A 19,129-nucleotide genomic window follows, 5' to 3' on the forward strand; every position below is an offset into this window, starting at 1 on the left:
ACCGGTGACAAGGCGTACTCCTCGCGCGCGATCCGCCGCCACCTGCGCGGCCGGGGGATCGCCGCCACGATTCCTGAGCGCGCCGACCAACAGGCCGGACGGGCCCGGCAAGGCACCCGCGGCGGACGCCCACCCACCTTCGACCCGGCCCTCTACCGGCGCCGCAACGTCGTCGAACGCTGCATCGGCCGACTCAAGCAATGGCGAGGCATCGCCACCCGCTACGACAAACTCGCCCGCAACTACCAGGCAGCACTCACCCTGGTCAGCACACTCCTCTGGATCAACACATGATCCACCGGACAGGCCCTAGGCGCCGACCGGGCGGGCGGCCCCGCGATGCCCGTCAGCAGGGCAACAGGGAGCTTGGGCATCGCGGGTTGAAGGAGGTGGATGGCTCTGACGGTCGCGGCTATGTGCGCGTAGCAGCGGACTTGTTGGAACCTCTCCTGCTTGAGCTGGGCGTTCGCGCGTTCGCCGGGTGCTCGGCGCTGGGAGTGAGCGCGGTCGGTATTCCTCTGCGACCTGGGTTCGCCAAGACCTCGATTCGGGCTGAGCAGCGGCACGTCCGAGCCTTGGTAGAACCTGTTACGCGACACGCTCGGCCTGAGCCGCCGGGGCTGGCAGCGGCAGGCCGCTTCCCCAACGTCGACGGGCCCTACCGCCCGCCGAGGGGCAGCCCTCCGTCATCTCGACGGGGCACCAGAACCGGCAAACCCTGGCCCACCAGCGACTAAGCGACACGTTTGACGTTCCTGACGCACCGCAGCGTGGTTGAGTTTGCAGTGGCTTCGGTTGGGACCTTGTCGTACGCGTCTGTCAGCACACGCCGCGTCCACCACGAGTCGTCATCGTGATGGACGGAGACGAGCATTGGAGCTACTGGGTGCGCCGCGCTCTCCATCGCGCGGACAAGTATGGGGCGGCGCAGGCTTCGCGGTTGTCCCGCACAGCAGCGGAAAGTTAACCCGGTGCTGCTCCGCGGATGCGAAGCCTACGACCCGGACTTCGCCGTGACCTTTAGCCCCACGGTCGAAGAGCTCGAGCCATCGCCGAGGCCCAGGCACGGCGGGTGTTGGGGTTGGCGAGGCGGTGGGGCGGGATGAACCCATCGGCCGTGAGGACGGATCCTCAGCTCGGTCGTGATCGTTCAAGCCGGCTGCTCTACGTCAGAGGCCTTGTTCGAGGAGCAGAGCCTGGATGCTGTCCGCCATCTGCGTGGAGTGTTGAGAGATCATGGTGAAGTGGTCGCCCGGGATCTGGGTGGATGCGGTGATCTCCCAGTCGGCGCCCCAGGGTTCCAGGTCGTTGTCGACCGCCCGCACGTACAACAGGGGTGCGGTGAGAGGGGCCGGTGTCCAGCGGCGGAACAGTCCGCCCAGGTACCAGCCCAGAGCGGTGGTCTGGCTGTGTCCGGTGGACAGGAAGTCACCGGTCTGCCGCAGCAGGCCGGTGGCGATGACCTGGAGATGATCAGCGATTTCCCACGGGAGTGGTGCGTCGATGAGCAGGACCGCCGCCGGTGTCGTGCCAGCGGTTTGTTCCAGATGGTGGGCGACGGCGTGGGCGACCCAACCGCCAGAGGACATGCCGGCCAGGATGTAGGGCGCTCCGCGCGTCGCGGCATCGGCGTGGTATGCGAGTCCGGTGCAGAGCGTTGGGAGGTCTTCGGGAAGCGGGCCGTGGGTGAATCCGGGGAGGCGGAGCGCGATGACTTCTCTGCTGTCTCTCAACGCTCGCGTGAGGGCGGCGTAGGTGGAGTCACCGTCGGTCGGGGAGAAGGAGTCGAGGCATACGAGGGCCGGGGAATGTCCGCTGCGGGAGGCGGGGGCGGCCGGGCGGAGGTGGGTCGGGGCGTGTGGGTGGGGCAGGTCGGTGACGGCGAAGGTGGGGCGTAGACGGGCTGCCGCGTAGAGGAGTTCGAGTCCGTGGGCGGCCTTGTGGTCGATGATCGCCTGTTTGAAGATCGTGCCGAGGGTTTCCGGGGCCGCCGGTTGTGGTCGAGCGGTGACCCAGTACCGCTCGTGCTGGAAGGGGTAGGTGGGCAGGTCCGGTTCCGCGATCGGCCTGGGCGGGTTCGCGGCGGGATCAGAGGGAAGGCAGACGGCGTCCTCGCCGTCCGCGTCAGGGTTTTGTCGCCCGTCTACCAGAGTGGACAGCCTGTCGAGCAGTGTTCGGCGGTCGCGGGCCACGATCACTGCATGGTGCTGGAAGCGTGATCGGCATCTGCTGAGGGAGTGCGCCACGTCGGAAAGGTCGGCGTCGGGATGGGCCAGGAGGTGGTCCCGCAGGGCGCCGGCCTGGGCCCGGAGCGCGGCCGGTGTTTTGGCGGACAGCGGGAACGATGCCGGTTCGGACCTTGCGGGCCAGGCCGGTTTCCTAGTAGGTCGGGGTGGTGTCGACCGTTCTTCGAGGATGACGTGGGCGTTGGTGCCGGAGATCCCGAAGGCGGATACGGCGGCGCGGCGCGGACGTCCGGTTTCGGGCCATGCCATGGCGGTGCTGAGGAGCCGGACGGTGCCGTCGGACCAGTCCACGTGCGGGGTGGCGTGGTCGGCGAGGAGGGTTTTGGGGAGATGGCGGCGCCGGATCGCCTCCACCATTTTGATGACCCCGGCGACACCTGCTGCGGCTTGGGTGTGCCCGATGTTCGATTTGAGGGAACCCAACCACAGAGGGTGGGCGGCAGGTCTGTCGTTGCCGTAGGCGGCGATCAGCGCTCGGGCTTCGATCGGGTCGCCGAGTGGGGTCCCGGTCCCGTGGGCTTCGACGGCGTCGATGTCCGCGGGTGCGAGCCGGGCGTCAGCCAGGGCCGCGCGGATGACCTGCTCCTGAGAGGGGCCGTGGGGTGCGGTCAGCCCGTTGGAGGCGCCGTCCTGATTGACGGCCGACCCACGGACGATCGCCAGGATGCGGTGGCCGTTGCGGTGGGCGTCCGACAGGCGTTCCAGGACCAGGACGCCAGCGCCTTCGCTCATGCCCATGCCGTCGGCGGCAGCGGCGAAGGCCTTACTGCGCCCGTCGACCGCGAGCGCCCGCAGCCGGGAGAACCCAATGAGGGATCGGGGGTCCGCGATGATCGTGGCACCACCGGTGAGCGCGAGCGTGCATTGTCCTGCTTGGAGGGCTCGGGCGGCCAGGTGGACGGCTACCAGCGATGACGAGCACGCGGTGTCGACGACGAGTGCGGGGCCGCGCAACCTGAGGCAGTAGGCGATGCGGCCGGCCGCGACGCTGACTGCTGTCCCGGTCAGGAGGTGGGCGTCCAGGCCCTCGCTGCTGGGGACGTGCGCGCCGTAGTCGGAGGCGTACACCCCGACGTACACTCCGGTGCTGGTTCCGGCCAGTTCCGCGGGGATGATGCCGGCGTGTTCGAGGGCCTGCCAAGCGACCTCCAGCAGGAGCCGCTGCTGCGGGTCCATCGCGGTGGCTTCGCGGGGAGAGATGCCGAAGAAGGCGGCGTCGAAACCGGCCGCATCGTCGAGGAACCCGCCAGCGCGGGTGTAGCAGGTTCCTTGCCGGTCGGGGTCGGGATGGTAGAGCGCGTCCAGATCCCATCCGCGGTCATGGGGCAGCGGGCCGACGACGTCACGCTCAGCGTCCACGAGATCCCACAGGTCAGCCGAGGACATGACTCCTCCGGGGAACCGGCAACCCATCCCGACGATGGCCACCGCCTCGTCCTGCACCGCGGCGCGGCTCGGCTCGGCCTGACCGGTCGTCATTCGGCGGAGCCGCTCGTTTTCCAGAAGCGATGCCCGCAGCGCCTCGGTCAGCGCCTTCCTGGTGGCCTTCACGCCGGTCCTCTCCTCGATCTCACCGTCCGGGTCTCTTGCCGTGCTCACGACGGGCGCTCTGGAGCGCGAGCCGGACGAGTTCGTCGGCGTCTGCGTTCCTGATGCGGGTCTCCTGCTTAGATTCGTGGGTGTCCGGACGCTTTGCTTCCGGGTGGTCCGGCACCGTCTCGACACGCACGAGGCCGACAGGGGCCGGTCGGGCTGCGACGTCCGGTGCCGGTGGGCCTGGGGGCTGGGTGGACGCTGTGGCAGCGGATGAGATGGGTTCGGTGGGAGTGGTCCTGCGTGCGCGGGAGGCCAGGTAAGCGGCCAGGATGCGGGGTGCCGGGTGGTCGAAGATGAGGGTGGGCGGGAGCTTCAGGCCGGTGGCGGCGGTGAGGCGGTTGCGGAGTTCCAGGGCCATCAGAGAGTCGAATCCGCATTCCCGGAACGGCCGGTCGGGGTCGATCGCCGAGGAGTCGGTGTGGCCGAGGATCTCGGCAGACTGCGCCAGGACGAGCTCCAGTGGGCCGACTCCATGCGCGCCGGGTGAATGGAGCGTTGTCCCGGATGTCGATGTATCGGGTGCGGTGGTGGGTGACGCGAGGGCATTGAGGATCGGGGGAAGGGTGTGTTCCGCGGCCTTGCGACGAAGAACGTCCGGGTTGAGCGGGGCGGGAACGACGACCGGGAGCGCCGTGGCCAGGGCCGCGTCGAACAGCGCGGTTCCGTGCTCGACGGTGATGGGTGTCAGCCCCGCTCGCGTGAGGTGGCCGATGTCGGTGAGATGTCCGGTCATTCCCGAACGGGACTCCCAAAGCCCCCAGGGGAGGCTGATCGCGGGGAGTCCCTGCCCGTGGCGCTGGTGGGCGAGGGCGTCGAGGAAGGCGTTGCCTGCGGTGTAGTTGCCTTGACCGCTGTTGCCGAGAACGCCGAAGACGGAGGAGAACAGCACGAGTGACGCTGTGGGGAGGCGTCGATGGAGGATCCAGGCTCCGTCGATCTTCGCGCGGAGCACGTCGTGGAGATGCTGTTCGGTGAGTGCGGTGAGGGGCGCGTCGGCCAGGACTCCGGCCGTATGGATGACCGTGGTCACCGGACGGTCGTCCGGGATGTCCGCCAAGAGGGCGTCGACCTCGGTGGGATCGGCGACATCGCAGGCTTTGATCGTGGCCTGCGCGCCGAGCGATGCCAGGTCGTTGAGGAGTTCTCCGGCTCCGGGAGCGTCCGGGCCTCTGCGCGAGACGAGCAGGATGCCCTGGGCCTTGTGCTGCGCGGCCAGGTGGCGGGCGACCAGCGCCCCCAGCGTTCCGGTTCCTCCGGTGATCAGCACGGTCTCCGTGAGGTCCAGCATCGATCCGGCGGCTGCGGCGGAGGGTCGTGCTCGGGGCAGGGGTTCCAGCTGAGGGCCGCGCAGCACGCCGGCACGCAGCGCGAACTGGTTGTGGTCGGTGTCGGGAAGCCGGGCCAGCCAGGCGGCCAACTGCGTCGGAGGGGCGGTTGCTTCGGTGTCAAGGTCCAGCAGTAGGTACCGGCCAGGATGCTCTTGCTGTGCGCTGCGTACGAGCCCCCAGAGCGCCGCGTGCGCCAGATCCGGGGCGGGATCGCTCTCACCGGTATTGACGGCGCCGCACGTGAGGATGAGGAGTTTTCCCTCAGGCAGCGCGGCGAATGCCTGCAGGACCCTCAAAGCGTCCCGGAGCAAGATGCGAGTGGTGTGGCACGGGTCGGCCGTCTCCGGCGACGATGGCGCGGCCCAGAGCGTGAGCTCGTCGTGCCGTCCTTCGACGAGGGACGCTCGGTGGGGGGCGGCGGCCAGGGACTGCGGGACGTGGCTGTCCGCCAGAACGACCACCGTGCGCGCGTCGCCCGGGATCGGCCCGCCTGGATTCGGCTCACCTGTGGAGAGCACCGGCCAGGCGAGTCGCAGCAGGTGTTGTGGCGGGATGACATGGTCTTTGGGCCGCAGAGCAATCGCGGCGATCGTGAAGACGGGCGCGCCGGAGGTATCGGTCGCGATCACCTGATAGGTGTCCGGCCCGATCGGTGCCGCGTGGACTCGCAGCAGCCGCGCTTCGGTCGCCCTTACCTCGACGCCGGTGAAAGTGAACGGTAGCGGCAGCCCGTCGGTCAACAGCGTCAAAGGGTGCAGGACTGCGTCCAGGACAGTGGGATGGAGCAGGTGGCCGGTGGCCCCGTGCTCGTCCGGTACGGCGACCTCGGCGTAGGCGTCGGTGCCGCTGGTCCATGCCCGCCTCACCCCTTGGAACGCCGGCCCGTACGACAGCCCCCGCCCGGCCAGGTCGGGGTAGAAGACGCTCATGTCCAGGCGGTGCGCTCCGCGCGGCGGCCAGGGCGCGCCCGGCGCGTCTGCGCCACCGGTGGCCTGGCCGGCGTCGCCGCCCAGGACGCCGGTGGCGTGGCGTGTCCAAGGTGCCGTGCCATGGCGGGCGTCCACGGTGAACCCTCCGCTCTCACCGAGGGTGACACGCATCTGGACATCCCCTGCGGAGGGCAGCGAGAGTGGCGTGATCAGCGACATCTCGGCGATGGCGGTGTAGCCATCGCCGGCGCCGGCGTCGAGCGCGAGACCGAGGAAGACAGTCCCGGGCAGGATCGGGGTTCCGTCCACGACGTGCTCGGTCAGCCAGGGGTGCGTCGTGGTCGACAGGGTGCTCGAGGACACGCCTCGCTGCGTGCTGCCCGAGGCTCTCATCGCATCCTGAACCGCCCGCGCGGCGGCTGCAGGGGGCATGTCGGGCGGCGGACGGCGAGCGGATCCGTCACTGATCTGGTAGGGCTGGCGTTGGAAGGGGTACCTGGGTAGGTCGATGCGTTGGGCGCGGGGGTACAGGGCCGTCCAGTCGGGGCTGGTGCCGCGGGTGTGCAGGGCGGCCAGCGCCGTCGCGACCGCTTCCGAACCGGGGCGGTCCCTATGGAGCGTTCCGGTGACAACCGCGCTGTCCTCAACCTGGGTGTCGGCGAGGGTCTCGGTGACCGCAGAGATCAGGATGGGGTGCGGCGACACCTCGACGAAGGCACGATGACCGGTGTCGGTCAATGCCCGTACCGTGCGGTGGAACAGCACCGGCTGGCGGAGGTTGCGGTACCAGTAGGCGGCGTCCATGACCGTGGTGTCCAAGGGCTCGTCGTAAGGCATTCCCGCGACCGTCGAGTAGAACGGCACGTTCGAGGGGCGCGGCCGCAGGCCGCGAAGCCGGTCGGCGAGTGTGTCCCGGATCTGTTCGACCTGCGGCGAGTGCGAGGCGTAGGACACCGGTACCTGGCGGGCGTGGACTCCTTCGTGTTCGCAATGGACCAGAAACTCGGCGACCGCCGCACCGTCGCCCGCAATCGTGGTGTTGGTAGGGCTGTTGACCGTCGCCACGTGCAGTCGTCCGGACCATCCAGCGAGCTGGGGCTTCAGGTCTTCGGGGCCAAGCCACACCGATGCCATCGCTCCCCGCCCGACCAGGCGCGGCAGCTCCCGGCTTCGCAGCGCGACGGTCCGCGCAGCGTCCTCCAATGACAGCGCACCTGCCACATAGGCGGCGGCGATCTCCCCTTGGGAATGGCCCACCACCGCGCCGGGGACGATGCCGAACGCTCGCCAGAGCGCGGCGAGGGAGGCCATCACGGCGAACAGCGCGGGTTGGACGACGTCCACCCGGTCCAGTGGCGGCGTCCCCTCCTTGCCATGCAGGACGTCGATGACCGACCAGCCGGTGAACGGGATGAGTGCTCGGTCGCAGTCCTCCAGCGCTGCGGCGAAGGCGGGCGACCACGCGTACAGGTCACGGCCCATCTCCGGATACTGTGCGCCCTGGCCCGGGAACACGAACACAGGGCCAGCAGCACCTGGATCCGTGGACATGCCACCCACCACACGCGGATGCGGGTGTCCGGCCGACAGCGCCGCCAGGGCATCCAGCAGTATCTCCCGCGCCGCTCCGTCGGCTGCCGGCGCTGTCACCACGGCCCGATGCCTCAGCTGGTTGCGTGTGGTCGCCAGGGAGAGGGCCAGGTCGTGCAGGTCGATGTGAGGGCGGGCAGCCAGGTGGTCGTGGAGCCGCCCCGCTTGGGCGACCAGGGCGTCGGGGCAGTGGGCCGACAACGGCCACAACAACGGTGAGGCCGTCGCGCAGCGACCGGGTGCCTCACCGACGATCATGTGGGCGTTGGCGCCACCGATGCCGAGTGAGGAAACCCCGGCGACCAGCGGCATGCTGGAGCGCGGCCAATCACAAGCCGACGTCTGGACGCGCACCCCCAGAGCTTCCAGCGGCAGGTCCGGGGGCGCGGCCTCGAAGTTGAGGCCGGGCGGGATCCTCCGATGCGCGATGGCCAGCAACGTCTTCATCAGCCCGGTGATCCCGGCCGCACCCTCCAGGTGGCCCACATTGGTCTTGGCCGAGCCGACCAGCAGGGGCGCATCCGCACGGCGGCCGAACACCGCGGCCAACGCACGGGCCTCCGCCCGGTCACCGAGGCGGGTGCCGCTGCCATGCGCTTCGACGTATTGCACCCGCGCCGGAGCGATGCCCGCCCGGGCGCAGGCCTGCCGGATGGCCTGCTCCTGCCCGTCCGCGCTGGGCGCCGTCAGATGCGGCCCCGATCCCCCATGGGTCACCGCGCTGCCCAGGATCACGCCGTAGACGCGATCACCGTCACCGAGCGCTTCCTCCAGTCGTTTGAGAACCACCAGCCCGCCGCCCTCACCATGCACATAGCCGTTGGCACGCGCGTCGAAGGCGAAGCACCGGCCTTCGCGGGACAGCACCCCGAAACGCGCCATGCTCACCTCGGCGTCGGGGCTGAGGTTCAAATGCACCCCTCCGGCCAGCGCTACCGACGCCTCGCCCCGGCGCAGCGACTCGGCCGCCAGATGCACCGCGACCAGCGAGGACGCCTGACCGGTGTCCACCACCATGCTCGGACCGCACAGCCCCAGCACGTAGGACACACGGTTGGCGATCATGCCGCGTTGAGTGCCGGTCACGGTATGAGCAGTGCTCTCCTGAACGGACACCAGGGCCGCGTAGTCGTCGCGCATTGCGCCGATGAACACCCCGGCCGGGGCACCCCGGAGGATCGCGGGAGCAATCCGCGCGTCCTCCAGGGCCTCCCACGCCAGCTCGAGCGTCAGCCGCTGCTGCGGATCCATCGCCCGCGCCTCCCGCGGGGACAGAGCGAAGAAATCCGCGTCGAAGCCGTCGGCATCGGCCAGCCGAGCATGGTGACGGAGCGCCTCTCGCTGCTCGGGCGGCAACCCGAGGCTCTCGGGAAACCGTTCCTTCCACAGCGGTTCCGGCATCTGGGTGACCTCGTCCCCACCAGCGGCCAGCACCTCCCAGAACGCCTCCGGGCCATCGATTCCGCCCGGGAGGCGACAGGACATGCCGATGATGGCGATCTCCCCCGACGGCATTCCCGGGTTTCCTCTACGCCGCGGATCCCTCGGGGTCCCCGAGGAGCCGGCTTCCCGGCGCGTCCGGGTCCCCGCTGAAGAAGTACTCGTGGATCGCGAGCCGGAACTCCCCGCCGTCGACGACGCCGTTGCCGTCGCGGTCCAGCAACCGGAACGCCGCGTCCGCCTGGGCCCGGCTCCCGCCGAAGGACTCGTAGAAGCGGGCGAACTCATCCGGCGACAGGACCCCGTCCCCATTGGCGTCCAGCGATCGGAGCATCACATCGACCATGTGCAGGACGAAGGTCGACCCCGACGGGTCACCAGGCCTCAGGCCCAGGATCGCCGTCGCCCACTGATCGATGTCCAGGCGGCCGGCCGACTCGATTCCCGCTGCCTGGGCCACCTCGCCCCAGAACGCCTGCGAGCCTCGAAGCAGGCTCGCGCTGTCGGTGGCGTCCTGACCGAGCCGTCCCGCGATCACCCGAGCATGGGTCTCGAAGTCTCCACGATCGAGAAAACCATCCTTATTGTGGTCATAGTAGCCAAAGACCCGGCGAATCTTCCATTCTCGAATATCCAGAGACAAGGCCGGACATCCTTCCTTGAGATTTCCTGCCTCCACACTAGGTTCGCCACGAGATTCCCCCCATAGACCGAAGAGCCATATCCGGATGCCCGAAGAGGCGAGAAGAATCCACCCAATACCGAAAGGAAGATCCGCCCCAGATAGGCATTCCCGTAGCCAAATACCAGGAAAGAGGGATATGCACTTCTCGGCAGCTTCGGTAGGCGGCCCGCGCCTTCTCCATCTGGCTGATCGCAGAGCCGAATCCGCCAGCTGCGGCCCGGGCGGTTGCCCGAGCTTCTCCTCCCACAGGTACGCCAGCGGCACCTCACCGCCCCGGAATGCTGCTCCTTGTCACACACCTTCGCGGCCAGCCACAACACTGCCTTAGGCGGACTCGGCGGGTCCGCAATCCCAGATTGCCTGCAATAACTTGCGATTTCTCTGTGACGGGTGGCCAGGTTGATCTTCCGTGTCAGTTGCGATCGAGGGCGGCGAGTTCCTGCTCGAGGGTGCGTTGGCGGTGGCGCAGTTCGGTCAGCTCGTCCTGGATCTCGCGGGTGCGGAGGAGGCGGTGGAGCGGTGTTCCGTCGTCGAGAGGGGTGATGACCGTGATCGCTTGCTTGGTGACGTCGATGCGTGTCGTCAGGAGGGTCCGGGCAAGGCTGGTGAACTCCCAGCGGGGAGCGTATGAAGCGGGTCCACTGGCGTATCTGGGAAGTTCCGCTGTGGCCAGAGCTCCCTGCTCGCGAATCCTGGTGACCTGGCTCAGCTCTTGCGCCAGTCGTGCCCTGGTCTCGACCAGTTCAGCGACCGCTTTGGCTGCACCGACACGGGAATCGAAGATCGAGATTTTTCGTGCGAGGTCATCGGCGCGGGTGGCGACCTGCTGCTCGTCGGGTTCCAGTTCCGGGGCGGTCGCCCAGGACGGATGGTCATGGAGCCTGCGGTGCAGGATCCAGTCGATCTCTTCGTCCACACGGCTCTTCTCGTGGCTTCTGTATCTGCTGTCTTCGTGGCGGTTGTCGCAGCTATAACGGGCCTTGTGCTGTCCCTCTTCGGATGTGGTCCCTGGCCAAGTGTTCAGGGGGCCGCCGCAGTCGCCACACCTGATGTCCGGTGTCAATCGCAACTGGGTTGGATGTTCCTGGTCGAAGGTTTCAAGGGCGGAGATGGTGCCTTGGTAGTCGTCGACCCGTGTGCCGTATGTGAGGGCCCAGGAGGTGTCCTGCCCGGCGAGGACCGGTGCGACGAGGCTGAGAGCGACCAGCCTGTTCGGCTGACGGTGCGGCCATGTGGCCAGCGGTTCCTCGTCGTCGTCCAGGCGTAGGAATCCGTGCGTTGAGGCCGCAGGGCAGGCATAGGTGACCTCGAGGCTTCGCGGCTGGAAGCCGATGGTCGCCTCAGCGTCGCAGTCTGAGCACGGAACGACCGCTGCACGTGGGTTCGCCGGGTATCGGTCGCTGTACTTTCGTTCGGCTGCGATCTTCCAGCTCCCGCCGTCCACGATGTGGCCCGCACGCTTGTCGATCGTGTCCGCTCGATGCACGCGTTCGCGCTGGGCTCGCTGCTCTCGTTCCGCTTGGCGCATCGCCTCGACGCGTGTCTCCAGGATCGGGATGAGTGCATTGAGCTGTTTGGCCTGGCTGTCGGAGAGCTTCTGGATGACTGCTCCACCGCAGGTGCGGCAGGGGCGGATCTGACCGGCGGCGCGGAGCTCACCGACGGTCAGGGTCTGCTCGGCTGCGGCCTTCTTTCCCACCTGCCGGCAATGGGGTGCGTGTGTGACTCCGGTAGAGCCCATCCGGACCGTGACGGTGAGGCTGGCCAGTCCTGCCCCCAACTCGTCCAGGGTCAGCAGCGGCGAACAGAGCACTTCCATTGGCGGCGATTGCGCCATCGGTATCGGTCACCTCCATACCTCGAGATCGCGAGGCACCTGCAGGACCCCGTGTTCCTTCGAGCGTAGGAGTGCCCCTCGGGTCTGCGCCGAGGTTCACCGGGAAATGCTCGCCGCGAGCGACCCGACGCGCCGCACCGCGCTGCGCCGTCACACGAAAGGTGCCCCCGTCACCCGGCTGGTCAGGTACCTGCGCGGGGTCTTCGACGGCCGATCTGTCGAGATACCCAAACCGGTTCCGCGTCTTCGCCGATTCTCCGGTCTGCGCGGGGCTCCGGGAATTCAATGGACGCATGAACGCAGGGCGGGTCTGGGCGTACCGAGCGCGAGCGCGTGACAACGACTGTCCGGTTGAGCGTGTGAAGTATCTTGAGTCGGCTCCCAAGGGGAACAAGTGCCTGGTCCGGTTCCTTGATCGTGACGGACACGAGGAGTGGGTTCCACGAGGGCGTTTGATCGTTCTGTGGGACGAGCGTGAGGGCTGGCTGGAGGAGGAGCGGCGGATGGCCGCCGGTGTCGAGGTGTCCGCGCACGCCTACGAGACTCCGCAGTACTACGCCGTGTCATCCCTGTTGAGCGACGGGAAGTTCCTCGACGGGGTCGAGTTGGGCTACACCCAGGATGAATGCTGCACCGTCCAAATCCCGGATCTGCTCGCGGTCTGCGGCAGGTTGGGGATGGATCCGGACGAGGTCCGGCGGGAACCTCTCGCTTTCACGATCGATGGGTCCTTCATTGGGCCCTGGTCGCTCGCCGTGAAGATCGCCAAGAGGGTGGCGGAACTCAACGCCGAGGCCGTCATGCAGATGGTGATGGCGGAGGAGGAACGGATCGAGCTGGAGTCGGTCCACGGCTGGACCTTCACGGTCGGGCGCGAACGCGAGGAGCATTGGGTGCCGCCGGAGCGTCTGAGGGATCGCCACACGAAACGGCTCGTGGAGCTGAACATCGTGCGGGAGTGGTGCGGCAGGGAGATCATCGAGCGGCTGGACGAGCTGGAGGCCCTGCGGGCGGAGGTGCAGCGACTGGGTCAGTTGGTCGAGCGCGCCATCGTCGAGCTGCGTCGATGCGGCCAGGACGCTATCGCCTCCACCATGGAAAGCGACCTTGGCGTGCCAGTATCCAGGCTGGTGCTCCGGAGCCGGACGAGAAAGAAGAAGGGCCGCTGACGGGCTCGCCGCCCGGAGGGCGGTATTCCTTCCTGGGCTTGAAGGGGCTCCAGTCGCCCAGGTGGGCGCGAAGGTCGTCCGGGCCGGGTTCGGGGTGGAAGCGCTCGGCCAGGTCCGGCAGCCGGAGGGTGGGGTCGAGCCGATCTGCTCGGGCTCTCGCCCAAGCCGTCCACTCGCCGGCCACGTCCGGTGTTCCGGAGGCAGCGGCGGCGCGATCGATATCGTCACAGAACTCACGGATCCGCCCAGCGATATGCCACCTGTCCAGTGCGTCCTCGAAAGCCCTTGCGCGCAGGTCCTCGATCGCCAGAGCTCGCGCCGTACCCATCGCCGTTTTCCATTGGGCCTCGGTCGCCGCTTGCTCGCGCTCGTACTCTGCCCGTTGGCGCTCGTGTTCGACCAGCCATTCCTGATGGCGGCGCCGGTTCTCACGCGCCTGTTCCTCGGCTCGCTCGGCCTGGCGCTCGGCCTCGTCCAGCACCTCGGCGAGCTTCTTCTCGACCTTGGACCTGCCCTGGTCCGCCCACTCCCTGGCTTCGGGTGTGCGCGGCGACAGCTCGATACGCAAGCGTCCGGATGGAACCGAGTCGTACTCGGGGGGCGTGACGCGCTGCCAGTCGTAGGCATGACGAAGTCGCGGGTCGTTGGCCGGCAGACGTCGTGGAACCTCATCCACGTCTTCTGAGATCTTGATGACGAACGCGTGCTCATGAACTCGGAGGTACATCTGCCGGTTCTTCCGGGAAGCCGCGACGGCGTGTCCGCGCCGTTCCGCCCTCCGGGCGAGTCCCTTCACCAACTCGAGGGCACGCCCCCGTGCCTGATCGCTGACCTTGAGAAGCTGCTGGTCCCGTCCAATTAGTTCGGTCAGATCGTCACCGATGACCTCGTCGCGGACGCGCAGCCGGATGCGGTTCCAGTCGGTCCTGGTCTCTGGTCCATCTTCGCCGAGTCTGATGATGAGCGGCCCGGCGTCTCTGCCCGTATGCAAGAGCTGCTTGCCTTCCGGCACCAGCCCTCTTCGTTTGGCCGCGTTGATCGCCTTGCGGTAGCGGGCCCGTGTCGCGTCGTCCGGTTCGTCAATGCGGATGGTCGCGTCCTCGCGCCTGCCGAGTTCCGCGATGAGTTCGGCCGCCACATCCCTCGAGGGAGACCGCTTCGGCGACGCGGCGGCCGCATCGTCTGAGGCGGGGCGATCCGGGTGGTATCCGTTCTGGAGGTAGAAGCTTCCGGCTTCAGTGATCTCGACACACCACACACCACCACGGTGAGACGTCCACACCAAGCCGCGATCTCGCAGCGCGTTCATCGTCGTCCCCAGCTCAGAGCGCTTCGCACTCACCTCGCCCGCATCACTCCCCACGCGCTGCAACACCGACAGCTGCCTGGCGTTCAACGCCGCCCATCGCCGCATGCCCGCAGGGGACAACACTCCATCGACACGCGCAACCTGAAACACCAACTGGGAATGACAGTGTCCAGGCAACCTGGCAGGAGGAAATCCCCGCGTCGGAACGAGCGGCGCGGGTCTTCGTGTTATCAGCGAGACTCGCTCTCGGCTTGCCTGCGAAGCTTCCTGTGATCCGCCCACGCCCAGTCCAGGGCAGCGCGCTCGGATGCCACGATGGCAATGGCTGCTCGGTGGTTTCGGCACCCCCGTTGCACCGGACGTCACAAGGTCGAGGGCGTCAAACACCTGGTTTGCAGGCCGAGCAGATCACATCGCGGGAGATCCGGACGTGGCGGGCGCCCGGCGGAGCTCCTGCTCGACGCCCATTGCCCCTGTGCGTCGCGGTGCGGGCGGGGGGCTGGGGTGTCAGGCGGGTGTGAGGGCGAAGAAGGCGCTGATCGCTTCGGCGAGATTCAGGTTGGGGCAGGTTCTGCCCATGATGCGCGGCGCGGGATGCGGGCCGGGGACGGTGTGGCCTCCGCCGTGCACCGTGTACAACGTGGTCGGCGGCCTGCCGTCCTGCCGGTAGTCCAGGGCGGTGACCGATGTGGCGCGGGATCCGTCATGCTGTGGCAGTTTCCGCGTGCTGGGCGGGCGGTCGATCGAGTTGCGGGCCGCGAAGTAGGCCGCGGTCTGCGGTGCCGACAGGAATGGTCCGCCGACGCGGAACATCAGCCGGGCCAACCGGTGCGCCCTTCCACCGATTCTTCCGCCGGCATAGGGGACGAGCCGGTCCCGCGTTCCGTGGATCAGCAGCATCGGGATCGGGACGGCGGGCACAGTGCCATGGCGGAAGTTCTCCGGCGCCGGCTGGGTGGCCGCGATGACGGTCGCCCCGGCCAGCAGATCGGAACTTTCGTGGACGAGCCGGATGACCATTCCCCCGCCGTTGGAGAACCCGACCGCGTACACCTTCGAACGGTCGATGCGATGACTGCGCTCCAGTGCGCCGACCACGGCCCTGGCGAAGGCCACGTCGTCCACGTCCTCGACACGTGCGGCGACACGGCTGTCGGCGCACGCGTCGTTCCAATGGCCCTTGTAACCATCGAGGTAGGCGACCACAGCCCCCGCTTCAGTGGTCAGGGAGTCCAAGGAACCGCCGGTGAAGGCGCGGAACTTCCCGCCATTCTGCTTGGAGCCGTGGAAGATGAGGACGAGCCTGCCGCCGGGACGCAGTTCGCGAGGCGTGACCAACGTGTAAGTGCGATGCTGTCCGGCCACTGTGATGCCGCCTCGGGCGATGCGCGGGTGTGGCATTCGCAGTTCTTCTCAGTTCCGGACGGCCGGGTCGTTGATGCCCGTGGTGAGGCGATCGCGGTCGCGCCAGGCGCGTTCCCACTGCCGGGTCATCTGGGGGTAGATGACGAGGTACCGGAACGGCTTGATGAAGGCCATGTACAGGCGTCCGAACATTCCGTTGGGTTTGACGAGGGCGGCCATGTGCAGCTCGTACTCGCCGTTGTCGGCCTGCACCCATCCCAGGTGACACACCGTGTGCACGGTCTTGTTCGCCAACTCCATGGCGCTTTCGTCATCAAGCACGTACAGCTGCTTGAACGGAGTGCCGGGGACGGCGTCGACGTCCGCGGCCGCAGGAAGGTCGGGCGGCATGATCTGCCGCAGCGAGCGGACCCTTTCACCCAGGCTTTCCTTGGGCCTGTCCCAGCCGAACAGGGCACCGAGCTTCCAGCGCACCGCGAACAGGAACCGCACCATCGGGCCCGAGTTCGCGGGTCCGGCGAACGCTTCGAGCGCGTCGAGCATCATCGGAAAATCGTCCGGGCCGGCGCCGGGAGTGCGATAGCGCCACACGTCCTCCACCTGGAAGTCCGGGGTGAGTTCGTGGATCCGCCACGGACGGGAAATGTGCTCGGTACGCGAAAGCCGTGTCGACATGATCTCCTCCTTGAGACCCACCAATATACGCTGCCGTATATATCGACCCTAGACGCCCATGTACGGATGCGTATAGATCTTGTTCGGATGAGGTGGATCACGTCACGGGAGCCCCTGCGAACACCGCGGGCCGCGTGGATCAAGCCCCCACGGCCGCCCTGACGCTTCAGTGTGTGCGGCGACACAGAAGGCCACAGGAGGTCACCCGCGAGGGGGAGTCGGCTCGTTCTGCGGCGGGAGGCGGCCGGGAGCCGGGCGGACAAGGGTGAGGGGCGTGAACGACTCAAGGATCGATTCGCCGGTCTGGGCGAGAAGGGCCGCGCACGCGGTCGCTTGGACGACGCTGCCGTCGGGGCTGTGGCGGGTGGCGTTGGGACTCGGACTGCCGGTGGGTTACAGCGAGCAGGCGCTTCGCGAGGACTTCCACATCCCCGGTTGGGGCGTGGCGTATGTGATCGGGCTCAGCGTGCTCAGCGAGGCGCTGGCCTTGCTCACGCTCGGGCTGGTGTCGCCCTGGGGCGAGGTGGCGCCGAGCTGGATCCCGTTCATCGGGGGGAAGCGGGTCGCGCCGAAAGCCGCGGTCATTCCCGCGGCCGTCGGGTCCGTCCTGCTGTTTCTGATCTGGGACGTGCTGGAGTTCGTTCAGTGGAGCTACGGGGCGAGCGACACCGCTCCCGGCCATCCGACGGGTGGATGGAAAGTCCTGCAGGAGGTGCTCTACCTGCCACTCCTCGCCTGGGGCCCGCTGCTGGCGGCGGTCACGATGTCCTACCACCGCCGCCACAAGTAGCCGAGAGGTCCTGCCGCCCACCGGACCACCCGGCCGAGACCGAAAGCTTCGCGGTACGCATGGCCCGGTCAGCGGAATAGTCCCCCGGTCGCGAGGCGGAGTTCCGTGTCGAGTTGAAGCGGCTCAGGTTGGCCGCTCGGTCGCCAGCGTGCTGGGGTCGTGGCCGCGGGTGCGGGATAGGTGAAGGCGGCGCCGGTCGCGTTCCAGACCGATGACGGTGACCTGTACCTGCTCACCCAGCCGAACCACTTGTTCGGGCGAATCGACCGGGACGTCGGCGAGTTCGTCCTTGTGGACGAGGCCGTGGACACCGGCGGCGACTTCGACGAACACGCCGAACGGAACAATCTTGGTGACGGTGCCGGTGAGGCACTGCTCCAGGGCGGTGTTGTCGGCGAAGATCTGGAACGGGTCTGGGCGTAGCGCACGCAGGGAGAGCCGGGCTTCGCCGTTGGTGGTGTCGAAGGCGAGGACCTCGCCGCGGACTCGCTGACCGACGTGGACCACGTCGGTCACCTCCTCGAAGTACTCCCAGGCGAGCTCGGGGACCGTGACGAATCCGACTCCGGGAAAGGACGGGTGTGCCGGCCCCTCGTCCAGGGAGATGAAGACGCCGAAGTTCTGGACGTCGGCGACCGTGCCGTCGAGGACGTCGCCAGTGTGCAGGCTCTTCAGGAACTGCCACAGTTCGGGGTGCTCGGTCGCGGCGAGGGACAACCAGACCCGTCCGGCGGCATCATCGATGGAGACGACCTCAGCGGTGACCGGCTGATCGTCCCTCACCGCCTCAGAGCGCCTCCCCTTCCATGGGAAGTCCCTGACGTAGGCGGGCGTCGATGACGCATCCCCGTCGAGCCGTATTCGTGGTCCGAAGGGCCGCTCGTCGGCCAACACCGTCCCCGAGACGATGTCTCCGATGGTCGTCCCGTTTCTCGGCCGGGGTGCGGGGGCGCCGGGAGCGTCCGCGTTCCAGGCCGCGGGCAGCGGCTCGTCGCACATCGCGCAGGCGTAGTGGTCGTCCTTCACGATGTTGAGCTGGCCGCAGTGGACACAGCGCCGGAAGACGATCGGCACCGTGAAGGAACCCGGATGATCGAGCCCGGCGTTGTCGAGGGCGACCTGAACCGCGGCATAGGAATCCGGCTCGGGACAGTAGCCGGCCGACTGGTTGCTGATCTCGCTCACCCGCCAGCCATCACCGCTCGGCTCGAAGGTGATCTCGCCGGCGCTCAGCACGGGAGCGCCACCCGCGCAGACGACATGCTCGCTGCGTCGTGGGGCCAGGCGAAGGGTCGTGGACTCGTCGATGACGAACGTCATGGGTTCCCCACGTTCGCTGCCGTCCTGCCGAGCGAGCCAGTCAGCGAGATCGGCGGGCGACGTGACCGGACGCCCGCTGCCCTGCGACCAGATCTGCACGCGGATCTCTTCCGGGCCGACGTACTGGTAGCGGCGCCGTGCCTCGACGCCCAAGGCGCCCGCGAACGCGGAGAACGCGGGCGCGACGGCCCGCCAGGCGCACTGGTCCGGGTCTGTCCACCGGTCGGAGGCCACGACCCTCGGATCGTTGCTGCCTGTCCGGTAGTCCAGCGCGAGGACGACGTCGGCGCCGGACTTGCGGTTGACGCCGATGGGCACAGCCAGCTCGGCATCGAGCCAGGGAAGTTCAACCAGATCAGTAGCGTGACTTCCACGAGCCTGCCGGAAGAGCTCGGCGGTGACGCCGTCATCGGTCATCCGGTTCAGGGCCTCAGACTCGCGACGCATCTGGTGCACGTCCGCGAGGATGTCCAGTGGACCTGCGAACCACGGCATGATCGCGCGCAGCCGGGTGTCGTCCTGCGCTGGCCAGGCGCCCGAGGCCATCGACTCGATCAGGGGACCGGGCAAGGGGAGCCCGCGGACATAGACCCGTGAAGGACGCATGCCGCACAGATTCCCACGATCATGCCGGTCCCGGAAACGCTCGAACACGGGACGGCCAGCTGGGCGTTCCCCCCGTCATGGAGGCACGTAGGCTGTGGGTTCGAGTCCCACGCGCCCCACCCACCTGACCTGGGCATACGCGAAAATGCCGCGTTTGCCCAGTGCCATTTTTGCCCCAGATTTCCCTTGTGGCTGCTCGATAGTCGTCCGGTGGCTGTCCGGCGCTCCGCGTTCCCCCTGGTCA

Annotated in this window: 11 protein-coding genes; 3 read left to right on the forward strand and 8 right to left on the reverse strand. The window is 68.0% G+C overall.

The window, feature by feature from the left end; translation table 11 throughout:
• On the forward strand, positions 1–294 hold a 294-nt coding region (locus tag P696_RS0114270; RefSeq protein WP_026412871.1), incomplete at its 5' end, for an IS5/IS1182 family transposase.
• A gap of 875 nt (positions 295–1,169) precedes the next feature.
• Here the strand turns inward: P696_RS0114270 and P696_RS58750 are convergent.
• From P696_RS58750 to P696_RS0114290, 4 genes are all read right to left on the reverse strand, one after another.
• Positions 1,170–3,797 carry a beta-ketoacyl synthase N-terminal-like domain-containing protein gene (locus P696_RS58750; RefSeq protein ID WP_157429704.1) on the reverse strand — a complete coding sequence of 876 codons (2,628 nt, stop codon included), beginning with the start codon at positions 3,795–3,797 and terminating at the stop codon, positions 1,170–1,172.
• 19 nt (positions 3,798–3,816) lie between these two features.
• Positions 3,817–9,204 (reverse strand): type I polyketide synthase, encoded by a 5,388-nt coding sequence (locus P696_RS0114280; protein WP_026412872.1) that lies wholly within the window; start codon positions 9,202–9,204, stop codon positions 3,817–3,819.
• A gap of 13 nt (positions 9,205–9,217) precedes the next feature.
• A complete protein-coding gene (locus P696_RS56925) occupies positions 9,218–9,772 on the reverse strand; it encodes an EF-hand domain-containing protein (protein WP_170026452.1) in 555 nt (184 codons plus the stop codon).
• A gap of 454 nt (positions 9,773–10,226) precedes the next feature.
• Positions 10,227–11,651, reverse strand: coding sequence for a hypothetical protein (locus P696_RS0114290; RefSeq protein WP_157429706.1), 1,425 nt, complete (start codon positions 11,649–11,651; stop codon positions 10,227–10,229).
• Between the two features lie 359 nt (positions 11,652–12,010).
• On the opposite strand from P696_RS0114290, the gene P696_RS0114295 reads away from it, so the two are divergent.
• Positions 12,011–12,820, forward strand: coding sequence for a hypothetical protein (locus P696_RS0114295; protein WP_157429707.1), 810 nt, complete (start codon positions 12,011–12,013; stop codon positions 12,818–12,820).
• On the opposite strand, the gene P696_RS55900 is transcribed toward P696_RS0114295, so the two are convergent.
• The 3 genes from P696_RS55900 to P696_RS45450 form a co-directional block, all read right to left on the reverse strand.
• Positions 12,732–14,234 carry a hypothetical protein gene (locus P696_RS55900; RefSeq protein ID WP_157429708.1) on the reverse strand — a complete coding sequence of 501 codons (1,503 nt, stop codon included), beginning with the start codon at positions 14,232–14,234 and terminating at the stop codon, positions 12,732–12,734. The two genes, P696_RS0114295 and P696_RS55900, sit on opposite strands and share 89 nt — an antisense overlap.
• 402 nt (positions 14,235–14,636) lie before the next feature.
• Positions 14,637–15,467, reverse strand: coding sequence for a CE1 family esterase (locus P696_RS0114305; protein ID WP_211245750.1), 831 nt, complete (start codon positions 15,465–15,467; stop codon positions 14,637–14,639).
• A gap of 75 nt (positions 15,468–15,542) precedes the next feature.
• On the reverse strand, positions 15,543–16,169 hold the full coding sequence (locus tag P696_RS45450; protein ID WP_051467712.1) for a DUF2867 domain-containing protein: 627 nt from the start codon (positions 16,167–16,169) through the stop codon (positions 15,543–15,545).
• Between the two features lie 274 nt (positions 16,170–16,443).
• On the opposite strand from P696_RS45450, the gene P696_RS0114315 reads away from it, so the two are divergent.
• Positions 16,444–16,959: a hypothetical protein gene (locus P696_RS0114315; RefSeq protein ID WP_084337490.1), complete on the forward strand. Its 516-nt coding sequence runs from the start codon at positions 16,444–16,446 to the stop codon at positions 16,957–16,959.
• 123 nt (positions 16,960–17,082) lie between these two features.
• Here the strand turns inward: P696_RS0114315 and P696_RS58095 are convergent, their stop codons facing one another.
• Positions 17,083–18,933 (reverse strand): S1 RNA-binding domain-containing protein, encoded by a 1,851-nt coding sequence (locus P696_RS58095; RefSeq protein ID WP_245627664.1) that lies wholly within the window; start codon positions 18,931–18,933, stop codon positions 17,083–17,085.
• Positions 18,934–19,129 lie beyond the last annotated feature (196 nt).

It is taken from the genome of Actinomadura oligospora ATCC 43269 (genome assembly GCF_000518265.1).
In the GTDB taxonomy this organism is placed as follows: Bacteria; Actinomycetota; Actinomycetes; order Streptosporangiales; family Streptosporangiaceae; genus Spirillospora; species Spirillospora oligospora.